At 72.0% G+C, this 15,954-nt stretch carries 14 protein-coding genes; 6 read left to right on the plus strand and 8 right to left on the minus strand.

Annotated features, from left to right (window positions below):
- Positions 1-110: 110 nt before the first annotated feature.
- The 4 genes from HUT18_RS09535 to HUT18_RS09550 form a co-directional block, all read right to left on the minus strand.
- Positions 111-1,067 carry a DeoR/GlpR family DNA-binding transcription regulator gene (locus tag HUT18_RS09535; RefSeq protein ID WP_176099544.1) on the minus strand — a complete coding sequence of 319 codons (957 nt, stop codon included), beginning with the start codon at positions 1,065-1,067 and terminating at the stop codon, positions 111-113.
- A 208-nt stretch (positions 1,068-1,275) separates the two neighbouring features.
- Positions 1,276-1,752 carry a (2Fe-2S)-binding protein gene (locus tag HUT18_RS09540; protein ID WP_176099546.1) on the minus strand — a complete coding sequence of 159 codons (477 nt, stop codon included), beginning with the start codon at positions 1,750-1,752 and terminating at the stop codon, positions 1,276-1,278.
- Positions 1,753-1,772: 20 nt separating this feature from the next.
- Complete coding sequence (locus tag HUT18_RS09545; RefSeq protein WP_176099548.1) at positions 1,773-4,157, minus strand: xanthine dehydrogenase family protein molybdopterin-binding subunit; 2,385 nt, start codon at positions 4,155-4,157, stop codon at positions 1,773-1,775.
- A gap of 248 nt (positions 4,158-4,405) precedes the next feature.
- Entirely contained in the window at positions 4,406-5,854 is a 1,449-nt protein-coding gene (locus HUT18_RS09550; RefSeq protein ID WP_176099549.1) for an NAD(P)H-quinone dehydrogenase, read from the minus strand.
- A gap of 254 nt (positions 5,855-6,108) precedes the next feature.
- Between HUT18_RS09550 and HUT18_RS09555 the strand changes: the two genes are divergently transcribed.
- The 3 genes from HUT18_RS09555 (at position 6,109) to HUT18_RS09565 (ending at position 9,369) form a co-directional block, all read left to right on the plus strand.
- Positions 6,109-6,546, plus strand: coding sequence for a gamma-glutamylcyclotransferase (locus HUT18_RS09555; RefSeq protein WP_176099551.1), 438 nt, complete (start codon positions 6,109-6,111; stop codon positions 6,544-6,546).
- A 232-nt stretch (positions 6,547-6,778) separates the two neighbouring features.
- A complete protein-coding gene (locus HUT18_RS09560; protein ID WP_176099553.1) occupies positions 6,779-7,603 on the plus strand; it encodes a purine-nucleoside phosphorylase in 825 nt (274 codons plus the stop codon).
- 116 nt (positions 7,604-7,719) lie between these two features.
- Positions 7,720-9,369 (plus strand): phospho-sugar mutase, encoded by a 1,650-nt coding sequence (locus HUT18_RS09565; RefSeq protein ID WP_176099555.1) that lies wholly within the window; start codon positions 7,720-7,722, stop codon positions 9,367-9,369.
- Positions 9,370-9,398: 29 nt separating this feature from the next.
- On the opposite strand, the gene HUT18_RS09570 is transcribed toward HUT18_RS09565, so the two are convergent.
- The 3 genes from HUT18_RS09570 to HUT18_RS09580 all read right to left on the minus strand — a co-directional run bounded on the left by HUT18_RS09570 (position 9,399) and on the right by HUT18_RS09580 (position 11,680).
- Complete coding sequence (locus tag HUT18_RS09570) at positions 9,399-9,857, minus strand: VOC family protein (RefSeq protein ID WP_176099557.1); 459 nt, start codon at positions 9,855-9,857, stop codon at positions 9,399-9,401.
- An 88-nt stretch (positions 9,858-9,945) separates the two neighbouring features.
- Entirely contained in the window at positions 9,946-10,788 is an 843-nt protein-coding gene (locus tag HUT18_RS09575; RefSeq protein ID WP_254878501.1) for a septum formation family protein, read from the minus strand.
- A gap of 247 nt (positions 10,789-11,035) precedes the next feature.
- The gene (locus tag HUT18_RS09580; protein ID WP_176099560.1) at positions 11,036-11,680 is read right to left on the minus strand and encodes a PH domain-containing protein; all 645 of its coding nucleotides are present in this window, start codon (positions 11,678-11,680) and stop codon (positions 11,036-11,038) included.
- 233 nt (positions 11,681-11,913) lie between these two features.
- Between HUT18_RS09580 and deoC the strand changes: the two genes are divergently transcribed.
- The 3 genes from deoC to HUT18_RS09595 all read left to right on the plus strand — a co-directional run bounded on the left by deoC (position 11,914) and on the right by HUT18_RS09595 (position 15,366).
- Positions 11,914-12,882 (plus strand): deoxyribose-phosphate aldolase, encoded by a 969-nt coding sequence (gene deoC / locus HUT18_RS09585; RefSeq protein WP_176104396.1) that lies wholly within the window; start codon positions 11,914-11,916, stop codon positions 12,880-12,882.
- A gap of 5 nt (positions 12,883-12,887) precedes the next feature.
- Positions 12,888-14,366 (plus strand): aldehyde dehydrogenase family protein, encoded by a 1,479-nt coding sequence (locus tag HUT18_RS09590; RefSeq protein WP_254878502.1) that lies wholly within the window; start codon positions 12,888-12,890, stop codon positions 14,364-14,366.
- A gap of 106 nt (positions 14,367-14,472) precedes the next feature.
- Positions 14,473-15,366: an aldehyde dehydrogenase family protein gene (locus HUT18_RS09595; RefSeq protein ID WP_254878959.1), complete on the plus strand. Its 894-nt coding sequence runs from the start codon at positions 14,473-14,475 to the stop codon at positions 15,364-15,366.
- Between the two features lie 111 nt (positions 15,367-15,477).
- Here the strand turns inward: HUT18_RS09595 and HUT18_RS09600 are convergent, their stop codons facing one another.
- Positions 15,478-15,861, minus strand: coding sequence for a hypothetical protein (locus HUT18_RS09600; RefSeq protein WP_176099564.1), 384 nt, complete (start codon positions 15,859-15,861; stop codon positions 15,478-15,480).
- Positions 15,862-15,954 lie beyond the last annotated feature (93 nt).

Below are 15,954 nucleotides of genomic sequence, written 5' to 3' on the forward strand. Positions count from 1 at the left end.
GCCATGAGTTGGCAGCCGCGGGCCCGGCCGGACTTCGAGTTCCGGCCGGGCCCGCGGCGCGTTCCGGGGCCCGCGCGGGGCGGACGCCTACGCGCGCCCGCCCGCCCGGCTCAGCGGCGCCGCATGTCCGCGACCCGTGCCCCCGGCTGCTCCGCGATGGTGGCCGCGCTGCGCAACTGGGGTCCGCCGCCGCCCACTTGACCGCGGCGCGGGGCGGGCAGCGGGACCTGGGCGCGGCCCGGTTTGCGGGCGGGCTGGCGCTCGTTCTCGCCGCCGCCCGCGGCCCGCTCACCGGCCACCGTGATCTGGACACCCTGGTCGGCGAGGGCCTGCAACTCCGTACCCGCGCGCTCCTCGTGACCCGGCGGCTCGTCGGTGACCAGGCGGGTGATCACGTCCGTGGGCACCGTCTGGAACATGGTGTCGGAGCCGAGCTTGGTGTGGTCCGCGAGGACGATCACCTCGGCGGCCGCCTGCACCAGGGCCCGGTCCACGCTCGCCGCGAGCATGTTGGAGGTGGACAGGCCGCGTTCGGCGGTCAGCCCGCTCCCGGACAGGAAGGCCCGGGAGACCCGAAGGCCCTGCAGCGACTGCTCGGCCCCGCTGCCCACCAGGGCGTAGTTGGAGCCCCGCAGGGTGCCGCCGGTCATCACCACTTCGACCCGGTTGGCGTGCGCCAGTGCCTGGGCGACGAGCAGGGAGTTGGTGACCACCGTGAGCCCGGGCACCCTGGCCAGTCTGCGGGCCAGTTCCTGGGTGGTGGTCCCGGCACCGACGACGATGGCCTCCCCCTCCGAGACGAAGGCGGCGGCGGCGTCGGCGATGGCGGTCTTCTCGGCGGTTGCGAGATGGGACTTCTGCGGGAAGGCGGTCTCCCGCGTGAAGCCGCCGGGGAGCACCGCGCCACCGTGACGGCGGTCGAGGAGCCCTTCGGCCTCCAGGGCGCGCACATCGCGCCGGACGGTCACTTCGGAGGTCTGGACGACACGGGCGAGTTCGCGAAGCGACACCGCTCCGTTGGCCCGCACCATTTCGAGGATCAATTGGCGACGTTCTGCAGCGAACACGAAACTGACAGTAACGCGAGCGACCGTCTGCTTTCAGCAGTTTGCGCCGAACACCGGAAGTTGTCCGCACTCGGCCGCGCGAAGTGGTATACGCGACCGCGTACTTGACCACTCCGTGCCGCACAGCCGTGCGACGGCGTACGCCCCGGGCCCGGAGCGGACGCCCCACGCCCGACGCCCGGGGCGCAACCACACCAGGGCCGAGACCTCACATCCGTTCGGCGCCCGCCCGGATCGCGTCCCGAATGCGGTTGTACGTACCGCACCGGCAGATGTTGCGGATCGAGTCGAGGTCCGCGTCGTCGATCTCGCGGCCCTCGGCGGCGGCCTGGCGGACCTTGGCGACGGCGGCCATGATCTGCCCCGGTTGACAGTAACCGCACTGCGAGACGTCGAGGTCGAGCCAGGCCTCCTGCATGGGGTGCAGGTCCTTGCCCACGGTCGCGGGCAGACCCTCGATGGTGGTGACCTCGTCCTCGGGCCCGATCTTGGACACCGGCACCGAACACGGGTTGAACGCCTTGCCGTTGATGTGCGAGGTGCACGCCTGGCAGACGCCGATCCCGCAGCCGTACTTGGGCCCGGTGACCCCGAGCAGGTCACGCAGTACCCACAGCAGCCGGAGGTCGTCCTCGGCCTCGACGGTGATCTGCTCGCCGTTGAGCTTGAAGCTGTGCCTGGGCATGTGGCTCCTCAGTGGGCGGGTCAGTACGCGCGGTCGAGACCGTCGGTGGGCGAGGGCGGGGTGGAGGGCTGGCGGGGCAGCGGCTCGAAAGAGAGCGTGTCGTGGTTGACCGGGAAGCGGGTCGGCATGCTGCCGGTGGCCCGGGCGTAGGCGCAGGCGACGGCGGCGAAGGCCGGGGCCACGCCCAACTCCCCCGCCCCGCCCGGCTTCTCGTCGCTGGGCATGACCACCACTCGCAGTTCGAGTGGGGTGTTCCACTGCCGGGTGTAGAAGTAGTTGTCCCAACTGCCCTCCAGCGGCAGCCCCTTGTCGATGTGCAGGCTGGAGGTGAGCGCCATCGCGAGCCCGTCGTTGAAGCAGCCCATCATCTGGGCCTCCAGGCCACGGGGGTTGATGGCGAAGCCCGCGTCCACCACGATCAGCGCCTTGGTGACACGCGGCCCGGTCACCCCGTCCCGTACCTCGCGGCCCACCGTCTCCGGGCGGCAGTCGATCTCGGCGAGTACCGCGACCGCGCCCCGGTACTCACCGTGCAGCGCGATGCCCTGGGCGGTCAGCGCGGGCATCGACCTGCCCCACTCGCCCTCCTCGACCGCCTTGTCCAGTACGGCGCGCAGCCGCTTGTCGCGCAGGAACTCGCGGCGGAACTCCACCGGGTCCCGGCCGGTCCTCGCGGCGAGCTGGTCGACGACGAGCTCGCGGGCGCAGGCGACGTTGGGCGAGTAGATGTTGCGCATGCTGCCGGTGTTGAACTTCAGCGGCACCTCGTTGAGGAGGTGGGTGGTCACCCCGAAGTGGTACGGCGTGGACTGGGTGAGCTGGAAGATCGTCTCGGCGAAGGTCAGATTGCCCACGACCGGCAGCTTGGTGGCCGTCGCGGTGATCATGTCGCCGAGGCCGTGCCCGAAGTCGGTCTCCGAACCGGTGTGCCGCTGCTCGTAGCTGAGCACATTGCCCGCCGCGTAGGTGGCGCGCACCCGGGAGACGCACATCGGGTGGGTACGGCCCTGCCGGAAGGTGTCGGTACGGGACCAGGACAGCTTGACCGGCTTGCCCATCTTCTGCGAGATCTCGGCCGCCTCGGCGGCCACGTCGTGGAACAGCCGCCGCCCGAACGACCCGCCGCCCTCCACCACATGGACGGTGACCCGGTGCTGCGGCAGACCGAGCCGGTGGGCGATGTCGCCCTGCGCCACGATCGGCGCCTTCACGTTCGCCCAGATCTCGGCGCGGTCCTCGCGTACGTCGGCGATGGCGTTGTCGGGTTCCAGCGGGGCGTTGCTGGCGAACGCGAAGGTGAACTCGGCGTCGATCTTCTTGGTCAGCAACGGCGGCACGATCATGGGCAGTTGGGCCCGTTTGAGCTTGGCGAGGACGGACTCGTCGGACTCCCCGTCCACGGTGCCCCGGCCCCAGCTGACCTCCAGGGCGCGCAGCGCGTCGATGCACTGCCCGAAGGTCTCGCCGCGCACCGCGACGCCGTGCTCGATCGTGACCACATCGGTGATGCCGGGCATGTTCCGTACCGCGTCCGCGTTGTGCACGGCCGTCACGGTGCCGTTCACGGTGGGCGGCCTGCGCACCATCGTCGGCTTGGCGTCGGGGACCTGGAGGTCGAGGCCGAACTGCTTGCGGCCGGTGACGATGTCGCGGGCGTCGATCCGGTTGTGCGGCTTGCCGAGGACGGTGAACTCCGAGGCGGGCTTGAGCCGGGCGGTGGCCGCGGCGACCTCGGTACTGGCCGCCGCCTTCGCGAGTTCGCCGTAGGTGACACTGCGCGCCGAACCGTCCCTGATCACACCGCCGTCGGTGCTCAGCTTGGACGCGTCCACGCCCCACCGCTTCGCCGCCGTCGACACGAGCCGCTGCCGGGCCACGGCCGCCGCGGTGCGCACCGGCACGTACACGCTGCGCATCGAGTTGGAGCCGCCGGTGAGCTGGTTGAAGAGCAACTCGGGGCGGGCGTCGGCGAGTTGCACCTTCACCCGGTCGACGGGCAGGTCCATCTCCTCGGCGATCATCATGGCCACCGCGGTCGTCATGCCCTGACCGACCTCGGTACGCGGCACCGCGAAGGAGACGGTGCCGTCCTCGTGCACCTCCACCCGGATCAGCCCCGAGGTGGGCGCGCCCGCAAGGGTCTGCATGTCGCCGAGGTCGAAGAGGTCGGCCGGCTGCGGCAGCGAGGGCACCGCGGCCTCGGCCTGAGGGGCGGCGGTGGCGTCCGCGCCGAACCGTACCCCCACGGCGAGCGTGGGCGCGGCGAGCAGATAGGCGAGCACGGTACGGCGGTCGGGCCCGCGCGAGCCGGTCGCCTCCTGCTCCCCTGCCGTACTCGGCTCCCCTTCCCCCTCGGGATGTTGAGGGCCCCCGGGGCTCCGCGAGGAACGGCGGTCTGCTGCCATGCGTGGGCCTCCCCAGAACCGGAACGGCGGTCAGCGAGCGCTGCCGCGCACCGGAGCATGCCACGGCGCTGAGGACGAGGCCATGTTGCTCACCACGCCAACACAGGGTGCCCACAAGGCAGTCGGACGGCGGACGAGGACGGCGGCCCGGCGGACGCGGGGTCAACCGCCCCGCGACATACGAGGGTTCGGGCTCACTGTGCTCAACTCCCCCGCGAACAAAGAGAGTCGACGGAATCGGAGGGAACTCAGGCCTCGCCGCCGGACTTGCGGGTGTGCAGCTGCCGGGCGACCTCGGCGAGGGAGCCGGACAGCGAGGGGTACACGGTGAAGGCGTTGGCGATCTGCTCGACGGTGAGGTTGTTGTCGACGGCGAGCGAGATGGGGTGGATCAGCTCGGAGGCGCGCGGCGAGACCACCACGCCGCCGACGACGATCCCGGTGCCGGGGCGGCAGAAGATCTTGACGAAGCCGTCCCGGATGCCCTGCATCTTGGCGCGCGGGTTGCGCAGCAGCGGCAGCTTGACCACCCGGGCGTCGATCTTGCCGCCGTCGACGTCGGCCTGCGAGTAGCCGACGGTGGCGATCTCCGGGTCGGTGAAGACATTGGAGGAGACGGTCTTGAGGTCGAGCGGGGTCACCGCGTCGCCGAGGAAGTGGTACATGGCGATCCGGCCCTGCATGGCGGCGACCGAGGCGAGCGCGAAGATCCCGGTGACATCACCGGCCGCGTAGACGCCGGGCGCGCTGGTGCGCGAGACCCGGTCGGTCCAGATGTGCCCGGAGTCCTTGACCTTGACCCCGGCCTCCTCCAGGCCCATGCCCTCGCTGTTGGGGATGGCGCCGACGGCCATCAGACAGTGCGAGCCGGTGATGACCCGTCCGTCGGCGAGGGTGACCTCGACCCGGTCGCCCACACGCTTGGCGGAGGCGGCGCGCGTACGGCCCATGACGTTCATGCCGCGACGCCGGAAGACGTCCTCCAGGACGGCGGCGGCGTCCGGGTCCTCACCGGGCAGCACCCGGTCGCGGCTGGAGACCAGCGTGACCCGCGAGCCCAGCGCCTGATAGGCGCCCGCGAACTCCGCACCGGTGACACCGGAACCGACCACGATGAGCTCCTCGGGCAGCTCCTCGAGGTCGTAGACCTGGGTCCAGTTGAGGATGCGCTCGCCGTCCGGCTGGGCGTCGGGCAGCTCGCGCGGGTGACCGCCGGTGGCGATGAGCACCGCGTCCGCGACGAGCGTCTCCTCCTTACCGTCGGCAGTACGCACGACCACCTTGCGGGAGCCGTCCAGGGCCTGCCGTCCGTCGAGCCGTCCACGGCCGCGCAGGACGCGGGCGCCCGCACGGGTGACGGAGGCGGTGATGTCGTGCGACTGGGCCAGCGCGAGACGTTTCACCCGGCGGTTGACCTTGCCGAGGTCCACGCCGACGACCCGGGCCGGGGTGTCGATGTGCGGGGTGTCGTCGGCGACGATGATGCCCAGTTCCTCGTAGGAGGAGTCGAACGTCGTCATCACCTCGGCGGTGGCGATGAGGGTCTTGGACGGTACGCAGTCGGTGAGTACCGACGCCCCGCCCAGACCGTCGGAGTCGACGACGGTCACCTCCGCGCCGAGCTGGGCGGCCACCAGGGCCGCCTCGTATCCGCCGGGTCCGCCACCGATGATCACGATCCGAGTCACGTACTCCATTCTCCCGCAAGCCCGCCTCCGCTTCGCCCCCGGGGGGCCGTTCGCCCGTGCGAAGAGCCCCGCGGCGGCCGCCCGGGGCCGCGCCCCGGAAGCCTTCCGTCCGCTTCCCACCCGCCGCCACCTGCGCGTGTGCGGTTCCGCGGCGCGTCTTCGGCGCGTCGTCACCATGTCTTCGGTGCGTCTGCGGTGCGTCTTCGGGAAGCCGCCGCCGCTGGGCAGCGGGACCGGTCGCGGCCTGCCGTACCCTCGACGTCATGTCGCTCTACGCCGCGTACGCCGGCAACCTCGACGCGCGGCTGATGACCCGCCGCGCCCCGCATTCGCCGCTGCGCGCCACCGGATGGCTGGAGGGCTGGCGACTGACCTTCGGCGGCGAGCACATGGGCTGGGAGGGCGCCCTCGCCACGGTCGTGGAGGCCCCGCGCTCGCAGGTCTTCGTGGCGCTGTACGACATCGCGCCGATGGACGAGGACTCCATGGACCGCTGGGAAGGTGTCGGACTCGACATCTACCGGCGGATGCGGGTTCGCGTCCAGACCCTGGACGGCCAGGAGCCCGCCTGGATGTATGTGCTCAACGGTTACGAGGGCGGTCTGCCCTCGGCCCGCTATCTGGGCGAGATCGCGGACGCGGCGGAGTCGGCGGGCGCCCCGCACGACTATGTGACGGAACTCCGCAAGCGGCCCTGCTGACCGCCGGGTGACCCGGGACCGCGTGAAGCGGCCCGCGCTCGCCCCGGCCCCGCTCCCGCGCGCCTCCCCCAAGGCGCGCCGAGCTCGGACACTTCACGCCATTCGCGAAAAGTTTCCGCCCGCCGACCCTTGGCGTTTTGCCCCGTTCCGGACCGGTTCGAAAGATCACGATCAGGCCCGTGATTCCTCGCCCCATCTACGCGCGTAGGCCAGGACCAGCTACCCTCTTCGCGTGAACGCATCTCTCCTTCCGGACGACATCCCGGGCGACCCGCACGCCGCTGCCGACACCGCCGCCGCCAGACTGCGCGAGCTCACCGGCACGGACACCCATGACGTCGCCCTCGTGATGGGCTCCGGCTGGGGTCCCGCGGTGGAAGCACTCGGCGTCCCCGAGCACGACTTCCCGGTCACCGAGCTGTCCGGCTTCCCGCCGCCGGCGGTGGCGGGCCACGGCGGACTGATCCGCTCGTACCGGGTCGGCGAGAAGCGGGCACTGGTCTTCCTCGGCCGTACCCACTACTACGAGGGCCACGGCGTCGCGGCCGTCGCGCACGGGGTGCGCACCGCCGTCGCCGCGGGCTGCAAGACGATCATCCTGACCAACGGCTGCGGCGGACTGCGCGAGGGCATGCGCCCCGGCCAGCCGGTCCTGATCAGCGACCACCTGAACCTCACCGCCACCTCCCCGATCGTCGGCGCCCACTTCGTCGATCTGACCGACCTGTACTCGCCGCGGCTGCGCGCCCTGTGCAAGGAGGTCGACCCCACGCTGGAGGAGGGCGTCTACGCGCAGTTCCCCGGCCCGCACTACGAGACCCCGGCCGAGGTGCGCATGGCCCGGGTGCTCGGCGCGGACCTGGTCGGCATGTCGACCGTCCTGGAGGCCATCGCGGCCCGTGAGGCGGGCGCCGAGGTGCTCGGTATCTCCCTGGTCACCAACCTCGCGGCGGGCATGACGGGCGAGCCCCTCAACCACGAGGAGGTCCTCCAGGCGGGCCGCGATTCGGCCACCCGGATGGGCAGCCTGCTGGCCCAGCTCCTGGGCCGGATCTAATCTGCGACCACCCCGGTCCGGGCGCCCCGCGCCCGGAATCGACGGCAACACCCACGGACTACCCCGTGGCGCCCTGCCCCCGCGGGCGCGCGCCGGGGCGGGAGGCGGAAGACCACGTGCAGGACGAACTGCTGGCCCGGGCCCGGACCTGGCTCGCCGAGGACCCCGACCCCCAGACGCGCACCGAACTGGCCGCACTGATCGAGCGCGCCGCCGACGGTGACACCGACGAACTCGCCGAACGCTTCGCCGGAACCCTCCAGTTCGGCACCGCCGGGCTGCGCGGCGAACTCGGCGCGGGCCCGATGCGGATGAACCGCGCCGTGGTGATCCGCGCCGCCGCCGGGCTCGCCGCCTATCTGCGCGCCCGGGGCGAGGGCGACGGCCTGGTCGTCATCGGCTACGACGCCCGCTTCAAGTCCGCCGACTTCGCACGGGACACCGCCGCCGTGATGACCGGCGCCGGACTGCGCGCGGCCCTGCTGCCGCGCCCGCTGCCGACCCCCGTACTCGCCTTCGCCATACGGCACTTGGGCGCGGTGGCCGGAGTCGAGGTGACCGCGAGCCACAACCCGCCGCGCGACAACGGCTACAAGGTCTACCTCGGCGAGGGTTCCCAGATCGTGCCCCCCGCCGACGCGGGCATCGCCGCCGAGATCGCGGCGGTCGCCTCGCTGGCGGACGTACCACGCCCAGAGTCCGGCTGGGAGGTGCTCGGCGAGGAGGTCCTGGACGCCTATCTGGCCCGTACCGACGCCGTGCTCGCCGAGGGTTCGCCGCGCACCGTCCGTATCGTGCACACCGCGCTGCACGGCGTCGGCACCGAGACCCTGCGCGCCGCCTTCGCCCGCGCGGGCTTCCCGGCCCCGGTGCCGGTACCCGAACAGGCCGAGCCCGACCCCGAGTTCCCCACCGTCGCCTTCCCCAACCCGGAGGAGCCCGGCGCGATGGACCTCGCCTTCGCCACCGCCCGGCAGGCGGCGCCGGACCTGATCATCGCCAACGACCCGGACGCGGACCGCTGCGCCGTAGCGGTGCCCGACCGGGCGGCCGAGGGCGGCTGGCGGATGCTGCGCGGCGACGAGGTGGGCGCGCTCCTCGCCGCACACCTCGTGCGGCGCGGGGTGAGCGGCACCTTCGCCGAGTCGATCGTCTCCTCCTCCCTGCTCGGCCGGATCGCCGAGAAGGCGGGCCTGCGCCACGAGGAGACCCTCACCGGCTTCAAGTGGATCGCCCGGGTGGACGGCCTGCGCTACGGGTACGAGGAGGCGCTCGGCTACTGCGTCGACCCCGAGGGCGTACGCGACAAGGACGGCATCACCGCCGCCCTGCTCGTCGCCGAACTGGCCTCCGAACTCAGGGAACAGGGGCGGCAGTTGACCGACCTGCTCGACGAACTCGCCGTCGAGCACGGCCTGCACGCCACCGACCAGCTCTCGGTCCGCGTCAAGGACCTCTCCCTGATCGCCGACGCCATGCGCCGCCTGCGCGAACACCCCCCGACCCAGCTCGCGGGCCTCGCCGTGACGCGCACGGAGGACCTGACCGAGGGCACCGAGACCCTGCCGCCCACGGACGGCCTGCGCTACACCCTGGAGGGCGCGCGGGTGATCGTACGGCCGAGCGGTACCGAGCCGAAGATCAAGTGCTATCTGGAGGTTGTGCTGCCGGTGGACTCGCCCACGGACCTCGGCGTAGTCCGGCACCGGGCGACACAGCTGCTCAACGCGCTCAAGACGGATCTGGCGGAGGCCGCGGGGATCTGAGGGGCGTGGCGAGGAGGCCCCAACAGCCCTCAGACGACGCAGAATTCGTTGCCCTCGGGGTCCTGCAGAACGACGGCGTAGTACTCCATGTCCGGCTCGTCCATGATCCGCAGCACGGTGGCACCGGCTGCGGTCAGCCGTTCCACCTTGGCCGCGACCCGTTGCGTACGGACCGCCGGCGGGACCCCGCGACCGCCACCGACCTTGAGGTCGAGGTGCACCCGGTTCTTGGCCACCTTCGGCTCCGGAACCTGCTGGAACCACACCCGCGGCCCCCGTCCCTCCGGATCGACGATCGACTCCGGCGTCTCCCCGGCGCCGGGGGGCAACTCGGCCTCGGGCACGCCCATTTCCGCCCAGTAGGCGCGCCATGTGGCGTGCCCGCCCGGCGGAGGCTCGGGCACGTACCCGAGGGCCTCGGCCCAGAAGGTCACCAGCTTGCGCGGGTCGGCGCAGTCGATGGTCAGTTGCAGCGTTGTCGTCTCCATGCCCGGAGCATCGCAGGCGGGTACGACAAGGGGCCGGGTCCGCTCCACAGCAGCCCTGAAGTGGCCCCGAACAGGCTCCGAACAGGCCCTAGTCCAGCGCCCCCTGCAACTTGCTCCCGTCCGCGGCGACCAGGCTGCAGGTCACCGTCCTCATCCCGAGCCGATAGCCGCTCAGCTTCGGATACTGGGCCAGCGTCCGGAAGCGCTCCCCCGCGGGCTGCTTGCGGGCCTTGCGTTCCAGCTCGGGCTTGCACATCGCGTCGGCCTTGGTCTTCAGGGCGTCCTCGGTGGTGAAGCCCTCGCCGAGCTTCTCCTGGTACACGACCTGGGCGTCGTGGGAGCCGGGGCAGGGGACCTTGTCGCCGTAACCCTGTTTGGTTTCCGAGAGGTTGAAGCAGTCGCCCGCCCTGAGCTGGTACGCAAGGCGAGGACCGGAACTGGGGGTGGGCATGATCGACTCGAAGTCCGAGGGGGCGTCCGAGGGCGACGCGTCCGCGCCGTCGTCGTAGCCGGGGTCCGGGTCGTCGTAGTCGCCGGAGCCGTCCTCGGGCGAGGCGCTTTCGCTGTTGCTGTCGCTCGGCGAGGGTGACGCGCTCGTGGCCGTCGAGGCGCTCGGGGAGCCCGCCGCCTCGTCCTTCTCGTCGTCCCCGTCGCCACCGAACAGCAGCACGCTGCCCACGACCAGCGCGACCACCGCCACCGCGGCGGCCACCGATATGAGGAGCGTCTTGCGGTTGCCGCCGCCTCCACCACCGGGCGGCGGGGGCGGCCAGCCGCCTGGGACCGGCGGGCCGGGCGGACCACCGGGCGGACCGAACCCTCCGCCGGGCGGACCGGCGGGCGGACCACCGGGAGCGCCGTACCCGCCCGGCGGCTGCCCGGACGAGCCGTACGGGTTCTCGGGCGACGAGCCGTACGGGTTGCCGGGCACAGGGCCGTACGAATTACCGGGCTGCGCCGGAGGAACGTATCCACTCGGCGGGCCGAACCCCCCGGCGCCGGAAGGGTGGTTGGGCGGCTGCCGCCCCGGAGGCGGCGGGAAAGTCATGCCTACAGCTTGTCATGTGCAGAATGCAGGCGGTAACCGGCCCCTCGGAGTGTCGGGCACCGCTTCGGCGACCAACAGCCGCCTCCCGCAAGGGAGTTCCGGTACGGGAGCGGCGGTACGGGAGTGGCGGTCAGCCCGCGATCAGCAGGATGGCGAGCAGCGCCGCGCCCGCCGCGGAGGGCCCGAGGATCTCGTACGCCCAGCGCACCTCGACCTCGCCCTGGGCGCCCGGCTTCTTCTCGTTGGTCTCCTGGAGCTCGCGCAGTTCGTCCATCGCGCGGTCGGAGGTGGCACGGTGATCCTCGGCCGGGACGCTGTCCTGTGCGGACTTGCCGGACTCGGCGCGCGCCTGGCGCGAGGCGGCGCGCTTGCGGCCGCGCAGGGACACCGGCAGGGCCCAGAGCTGGTACTTGGTGCCGGACTCGGCGAAGACCTCGTTGGAGTACCCGGCGCGCAGATTCACCACCTGCGACCAGGGCAGCGTGATCAGCCGGAAGGGGTTGCGGACCCGCATCCGGTCGTCATTGGCGAAGATCGCGGGCCGGAGGGTGAAGGCGCACACCAGGGGCACCAGGAACAGCGCGGAGGCGAGCGCCAGCCACGGGACCCGGCCGTCACCGCGTACCAGCGCGTCGATCCCGAGCCAGGCGACGAGCGCGAGCAGCAGCACCCCGCCCACGATGCCGCCGGGCGAGCGGTAGACACGGTCCTTGTACTCTGCGGCCCCATCGGGGTTGTCGCCGGGTGCGGGGGCCTTGGGGTCCGGGCTCGTCATGGTCCCGATTGTGCCTGAAGGTGTTCACCATCCGGACGCGGGTGACCGGGCGCATCTCGGAAGGTGTCCGCTCCGTGACCTTCGCGGACCGGGGCCCGCGCCCTCCGAAGGGGACCGTGTGCGGCGGCCGCGGGCCCGCACTCACCGGCCAACCCCCCGATTACCGGCCGAGTTCTCCCGCCCGACCCGCCCTGTACAGCCGCTACGCGCGTAGATATGCTCCCCTCGTGACTATGGCGACCACTCCACCCTCTTCAGCCGCGGGGCGGGCCGCGTTTGCCGACGTGGCTGCGTCCGAGGCCACGCTGCGCCGCTTCCTGCACGGGCTCCCGGGCGTCGACCCGGTCGGGCTCGAAGCGCGCGCCGCGGCGCTGGGCACCCGCTCGATCAAGACCACGGCGAAGGCGTATGCCCTGGACCTGGCGATCTCGATGATCGACCTCACCACGCTCGAAGGGGCGGACACCCCGGGCAAGGTCCGCTCCCTCGGCACCAAGGCGGCCCACCCGGACCCGACGGACCCCACGACACCGAGGGTCGCGGCCGTCTGCGTCTATCCCGACATGGTCCCCGCCGCCAAGCGGTCCGTCGCGGGCACCGGCGTCAAGGTGGCCTCGGTCGCCACCGCGTTCCCCGCGGGCCGGGCCGCCCTGGAGGTCAAGCTCGCCGACGTACGCGCGGCGGTGGCCGCGGGCGCGGACGAGATCGACATGGTCATCGACCGGGGCGCGTTCCTCGCGGGCCGCTACCTCAAGGTGTACGAGGAGATCACCGCCGTGAAGGCGGCGTGCGGCACCGCCCGGCTGAAGGTCATCTTCGAGACCGGCGAGCTCGCCACCTTCGACAACATCCGCCGCGCGAGCTGGCTCGGCATGATCGCGGGCGCCGACTTCATCAAGACCTCCACCGGCAAGGTCGCGGTCAACGCCACCCCGGCGAACACCCTGCTCATGCTCCAGGCGGTACGCGACTTCCGCGCGCAGACCGGCGTACAGATCGGCGTGAAACCGGCGGGCGGCATCCGCACCGCCAAGGACGCGGTGAAGTTCCTGGTCCTGGTCAACGAGACCGCGGGCCAGGACTGGCTGGACAACCACTGGTTCCGCTTCGGCGCCTCCTCGCTCCTGAACGACCTGCTGATGCAGCGCCAGAAGCTGAGCACGGGACGCTACTCCGGACCCGACTACGTGACGGTGGACTGAGAGACGTGAACACAGACGTGACCAACTCCCCAACGGGCTCCCCGCTTTCGAGTTCCCCGTTCGCGTACGCGCCCGCGCCCGAGTCCCACGAGATCGTCGACATCGCGCCCTCCTACGGGCTCTTCATCGACGGCGAGTTCACCGAGGCCGCCGACGGCCGGGTGTTCAAGACGGTCTCGCCCGCGAGCGAGGAGGTCCTCTCCGAGGTCTGCCTGGCCGGTGAGGCCGACGTGGACCGCGCGGTACGGGCCGCCCGCAAGGCCTTCGTCTCCTGGTCGGCGCTGCCCGGCGCGGAGCGGGCCAAGTACCTGTTCCGTATCGCGCGGATCGTCCAGGAGCGCGCCCGCGAACTGGCCGTCCTGGAGAGCCTGGACAACGGCAAGCCCATCAAGGAGACCCGCGACACCGACCTGCCGCTGGTCGCCGCGCACTTCTTCTACTACGCGGGCTGGGCGGACAAGCTCGGCCACGCCGGGTTCGGAAGCGATCCGCGGCCGCTGGGCGTCGCGGGCCAGGTCATCCCCTGGAACTTCCCGCTGCTGATGCTCGCCTGGAAGATCGCCCCGGCGCTGGCCACCGGCAACACGGTGGTCCTCAAACCGGCCGAGACGACCCCGCTGTCCGCGCTGTTCTTCGCGGACATCTGCCGTCAGGCGGGCCTGCCCCGCGGTGTGGTCAACATCCTCACCGGGTACGGCGAGACGGGCGCGGCGCTGGTCGCGCACGAGGGCGTGGACAAGGTGGCGTTCACCGGTTCCACCGCCGTCGGCAAGCAGATCGCGCGGACCGTCGCGGGCACCGGCAAGAAGCTCACCCTCGAACTCGGCGGCAAGGGCGCCAACATCGTCTTCGACGACGCCCCGCTGGACCAGGCCGTCGAGGGCATCGTGAACGGCATCTTCTTCAACCAGGGCCAGGTGTGCTGCGCGGGCAGCCGCCTGCTCGTCCAGGAGTCGATCGAGGAGGAGTTCCTCGACGCGCTCAAGGCACGGCTCGCGACACTGCGCCTGGGCGACCCGCTCGACAAGAACACCGACATCGGCGCCATCAACTCCGCCGAGCAGCTCGCCAGGATCACCGCACTGGCCGAACAGGGCGAGGCCGAGGGCGCCGAGCGCTGGTCGCCGCCGTGCGAACTGCCCTCCTCCGGCTACTGGTTCGCGCCGACCCTGTTCACCGGGGTCTCCCAGGCGCACACGGTGGCCCGGGACGAGATCTTCGGCCCGGTCCTGTCCGTACTGACCTTCCGTACCCCCGAGGAGGCCGTGGCCAAGGCCAACAACACTCCGTACGGGCTCTCGGCGGGCATCTGGACCGAGAAGGGCTCGCGCATCCTCGCGGTCGCGGACCGCCTGCGCGCGGGTGTGGTCTGGGCGAACACGTTCAACAAGTTCGATCCCACCTCGCCGTTCGGCGGGTACAAGGAGTCGGGCTTCGGCCGCGAGGGCGGCCGCCACGGTCTGGAGGCGTACCTCGATGTCTGACAAGTCCGCGAAGGCCGCGAGCGGTTCGAAGAACTCCGGCGGCGCGAAGGGCGCCAAGAGTGCCGAGCCGGCGGCCGCGAAGCCGTCGAACGGGGCGAAGGAGTCCGTGTCCGCGCCCCGGCTCGCCGTGTTCAAGACCTACAAGCTGTACGTCGGGGGCAAGTTCCCCCGCAGCGAGAGCGGCCGGGTGTACGAGGTGACCGACTCCGAGGGCCAGTGGCTGGCCAACGCCCCGCTGTCCTCCCGCAAGGACGCCCGTGACGCGGTGGTCGCCGCGCGCAAGGCCTTCGGCGGCTGGGCGGGCAGGACCGCGTACAACCGCGGGCAGATCCTGTACCGGGTCGCGGAGATGCTGGAGGGGCGCCGCGAGCAGTTCGCCGCCGAAGTGGCCGCGGCCGAGGGCCTGTCGGCCGAGGCGGCGGCCGCCGAGGTCGACGCCGCGGTGGACCGCTGGGTCTGGTACGCGGGCTGGACCGACAAGGTCGCGCAGGTCGTGGGCGGCGGCAACCCGGTCGCCGGACCCTTCTTCAACCTGTCGGCCCCGGAGCCGTCCGGAGTGGTGGCGGTGCTCGCCCCGCAGGAGTCCTCGCTGCTCGGCCTGGTCTCGGTGCTCGCCCCGGTGATCGCGACCGGCAACACCGCCGTACTGGTCGCCTCCGCCCAACACCCGTTGCCCGCCCTGTCGTTGGGCGAGGTCCTGGCCACCTCCGACCTGCCCGGCGGTGTGGTCAACATCCTGTCCGGACGCACCCAGGAGATCGCGGGCCCGCTCGCCGCCCACAGGGACGTCAACGCACTCGACCTGACCGGAGCCGAGGACGAGCAGCTCGCCAAGGCCCTGGAGATCGCGGCGGCGGACAACCTCAAGCGGGTACTGCGCCCCGACCTCGACGCCGACTGGCACACCGACCCCGGCACCCGCCGCCTGACCGCCTTCCTGGAGACCAAGACGGTCTGGCACCCGACGGGCTCCCTCGGCGCCTCGGGCTCGGCGTACTGAGCCCAACTCCCCGCCCGTCAGGGCGCTTTGGCCAAAAGCCCCGGTTCCTCCGCTTTCCCCCGGGCGGAGGAGCGGGGGCTTCCTCGCCGCTGCGGCAAGCCGCGTTCCCGGTCAGCCCCGCGCCAGCAACTTGCCCACCACCGGCAGCTCCGACAGCGAGGCGCCCTCCGACAGCGGCCCGGTGACCGTCCTCGTACCCACCGGCTTGAAGTCGGCGACCTGGGTCTCCACACCGTTGTCCAGCGGGTCGACGCCGGTATTGGCGAGAGGGTTGATCTGCAGGCCGGTGATCGAGTCGAGCGCGGTCGGCACGTCCGGGGCGCTGACCTTCGTACCGCTGCCGCTCACGTCGCCCTTGGCCTCGGCCCCCGTCGGAGCCGCGCTCGCCCCGGCCGCACCCGCGGCGAGCGCCGCACCGGCCGCGCCGAGGGTCAGCCCCGCGCGCAGAAGGGTCCGGGCTGCGGGGGAGTTCCTGCGGGCCGCGTGTCGGGCCATGTGCTTGCCGCCTCTCGATCTGCCCCCGGGCCACCGCCGGGGATACTCGGCCCAACGAATCCCGGGCGGAGCGGTCACGCGAGACGGATCACG

Origin of the sequence: Streptomyces sp. NA04227 (assembly GCF_013364195.1) — a bacterium.
Lineage (GTDB): Bacteria > Actinomycetota > Actinomycetes > Streptomycetales > Streptomycetaceae > Streptomyces.

Excerpts from the sequence above, each read along its gene's own strand:
- HUT18_RS09540 (WP_176099546.1), bottom strand. The coding sequence starts at position 1,752 with ATGCCCAGGCACAGCTTCAAGCTCAACGGCGAGCAGATCACCGTCGAG.
- HUT18_RS09545 (WP_176099548.1), bottom strand. The coding sequence starts at position 4,157 with ATGGCAGCAGACCGCCGTTCCTCGCGGAGCCCCGGGGGCCCTCAACAT.
- HUT18_RS09550 (WP_176099549.1), bottom strand. The coding sequence starts at position 5,854 with ATGGAGTACGTGACTCGGATCGTGATCATCGGTGGCGGACCCGGCGGA.
- HUT18_RS09555 (WP_176099551.1), top strand. The coding sequence starts at position 6,109 with ATGTCGCTCTACGCCGCGTACGCCGGCAACCTCGACGCGCGGCTGATG.
- HUT18_RS09570 (WP_176099557.1), bottom strand. The coding sequence starts at position 9,857 with ATGGAGACGACAACGCTGCAACTGACCATCGACTGCGCCGACCCGCGC.
- HUT18_RS09580 (WP_176099560.1), bottom strand. The coding sequence starts at position 11,680 with ATGACGAGCCCGGACCCCAAGGCCCCCGCACCCGGCGACAACCCCGAT.
- deoC (WP_176104396.1), top strand. The coding sequence starts at position 11,914 with ATGGCGACCACTCCACCCTCTTCAGCCGCGGGGCGGGCCGCGTTTGCC.
- HUT18_RS09600 (WP_176099564.1), bottom strand. The coding sequence starts at position 15,861 with ATGGCCCGACACGCGGCCCGCAGGAACTCCCCCGCAGCCCGGACCCTT.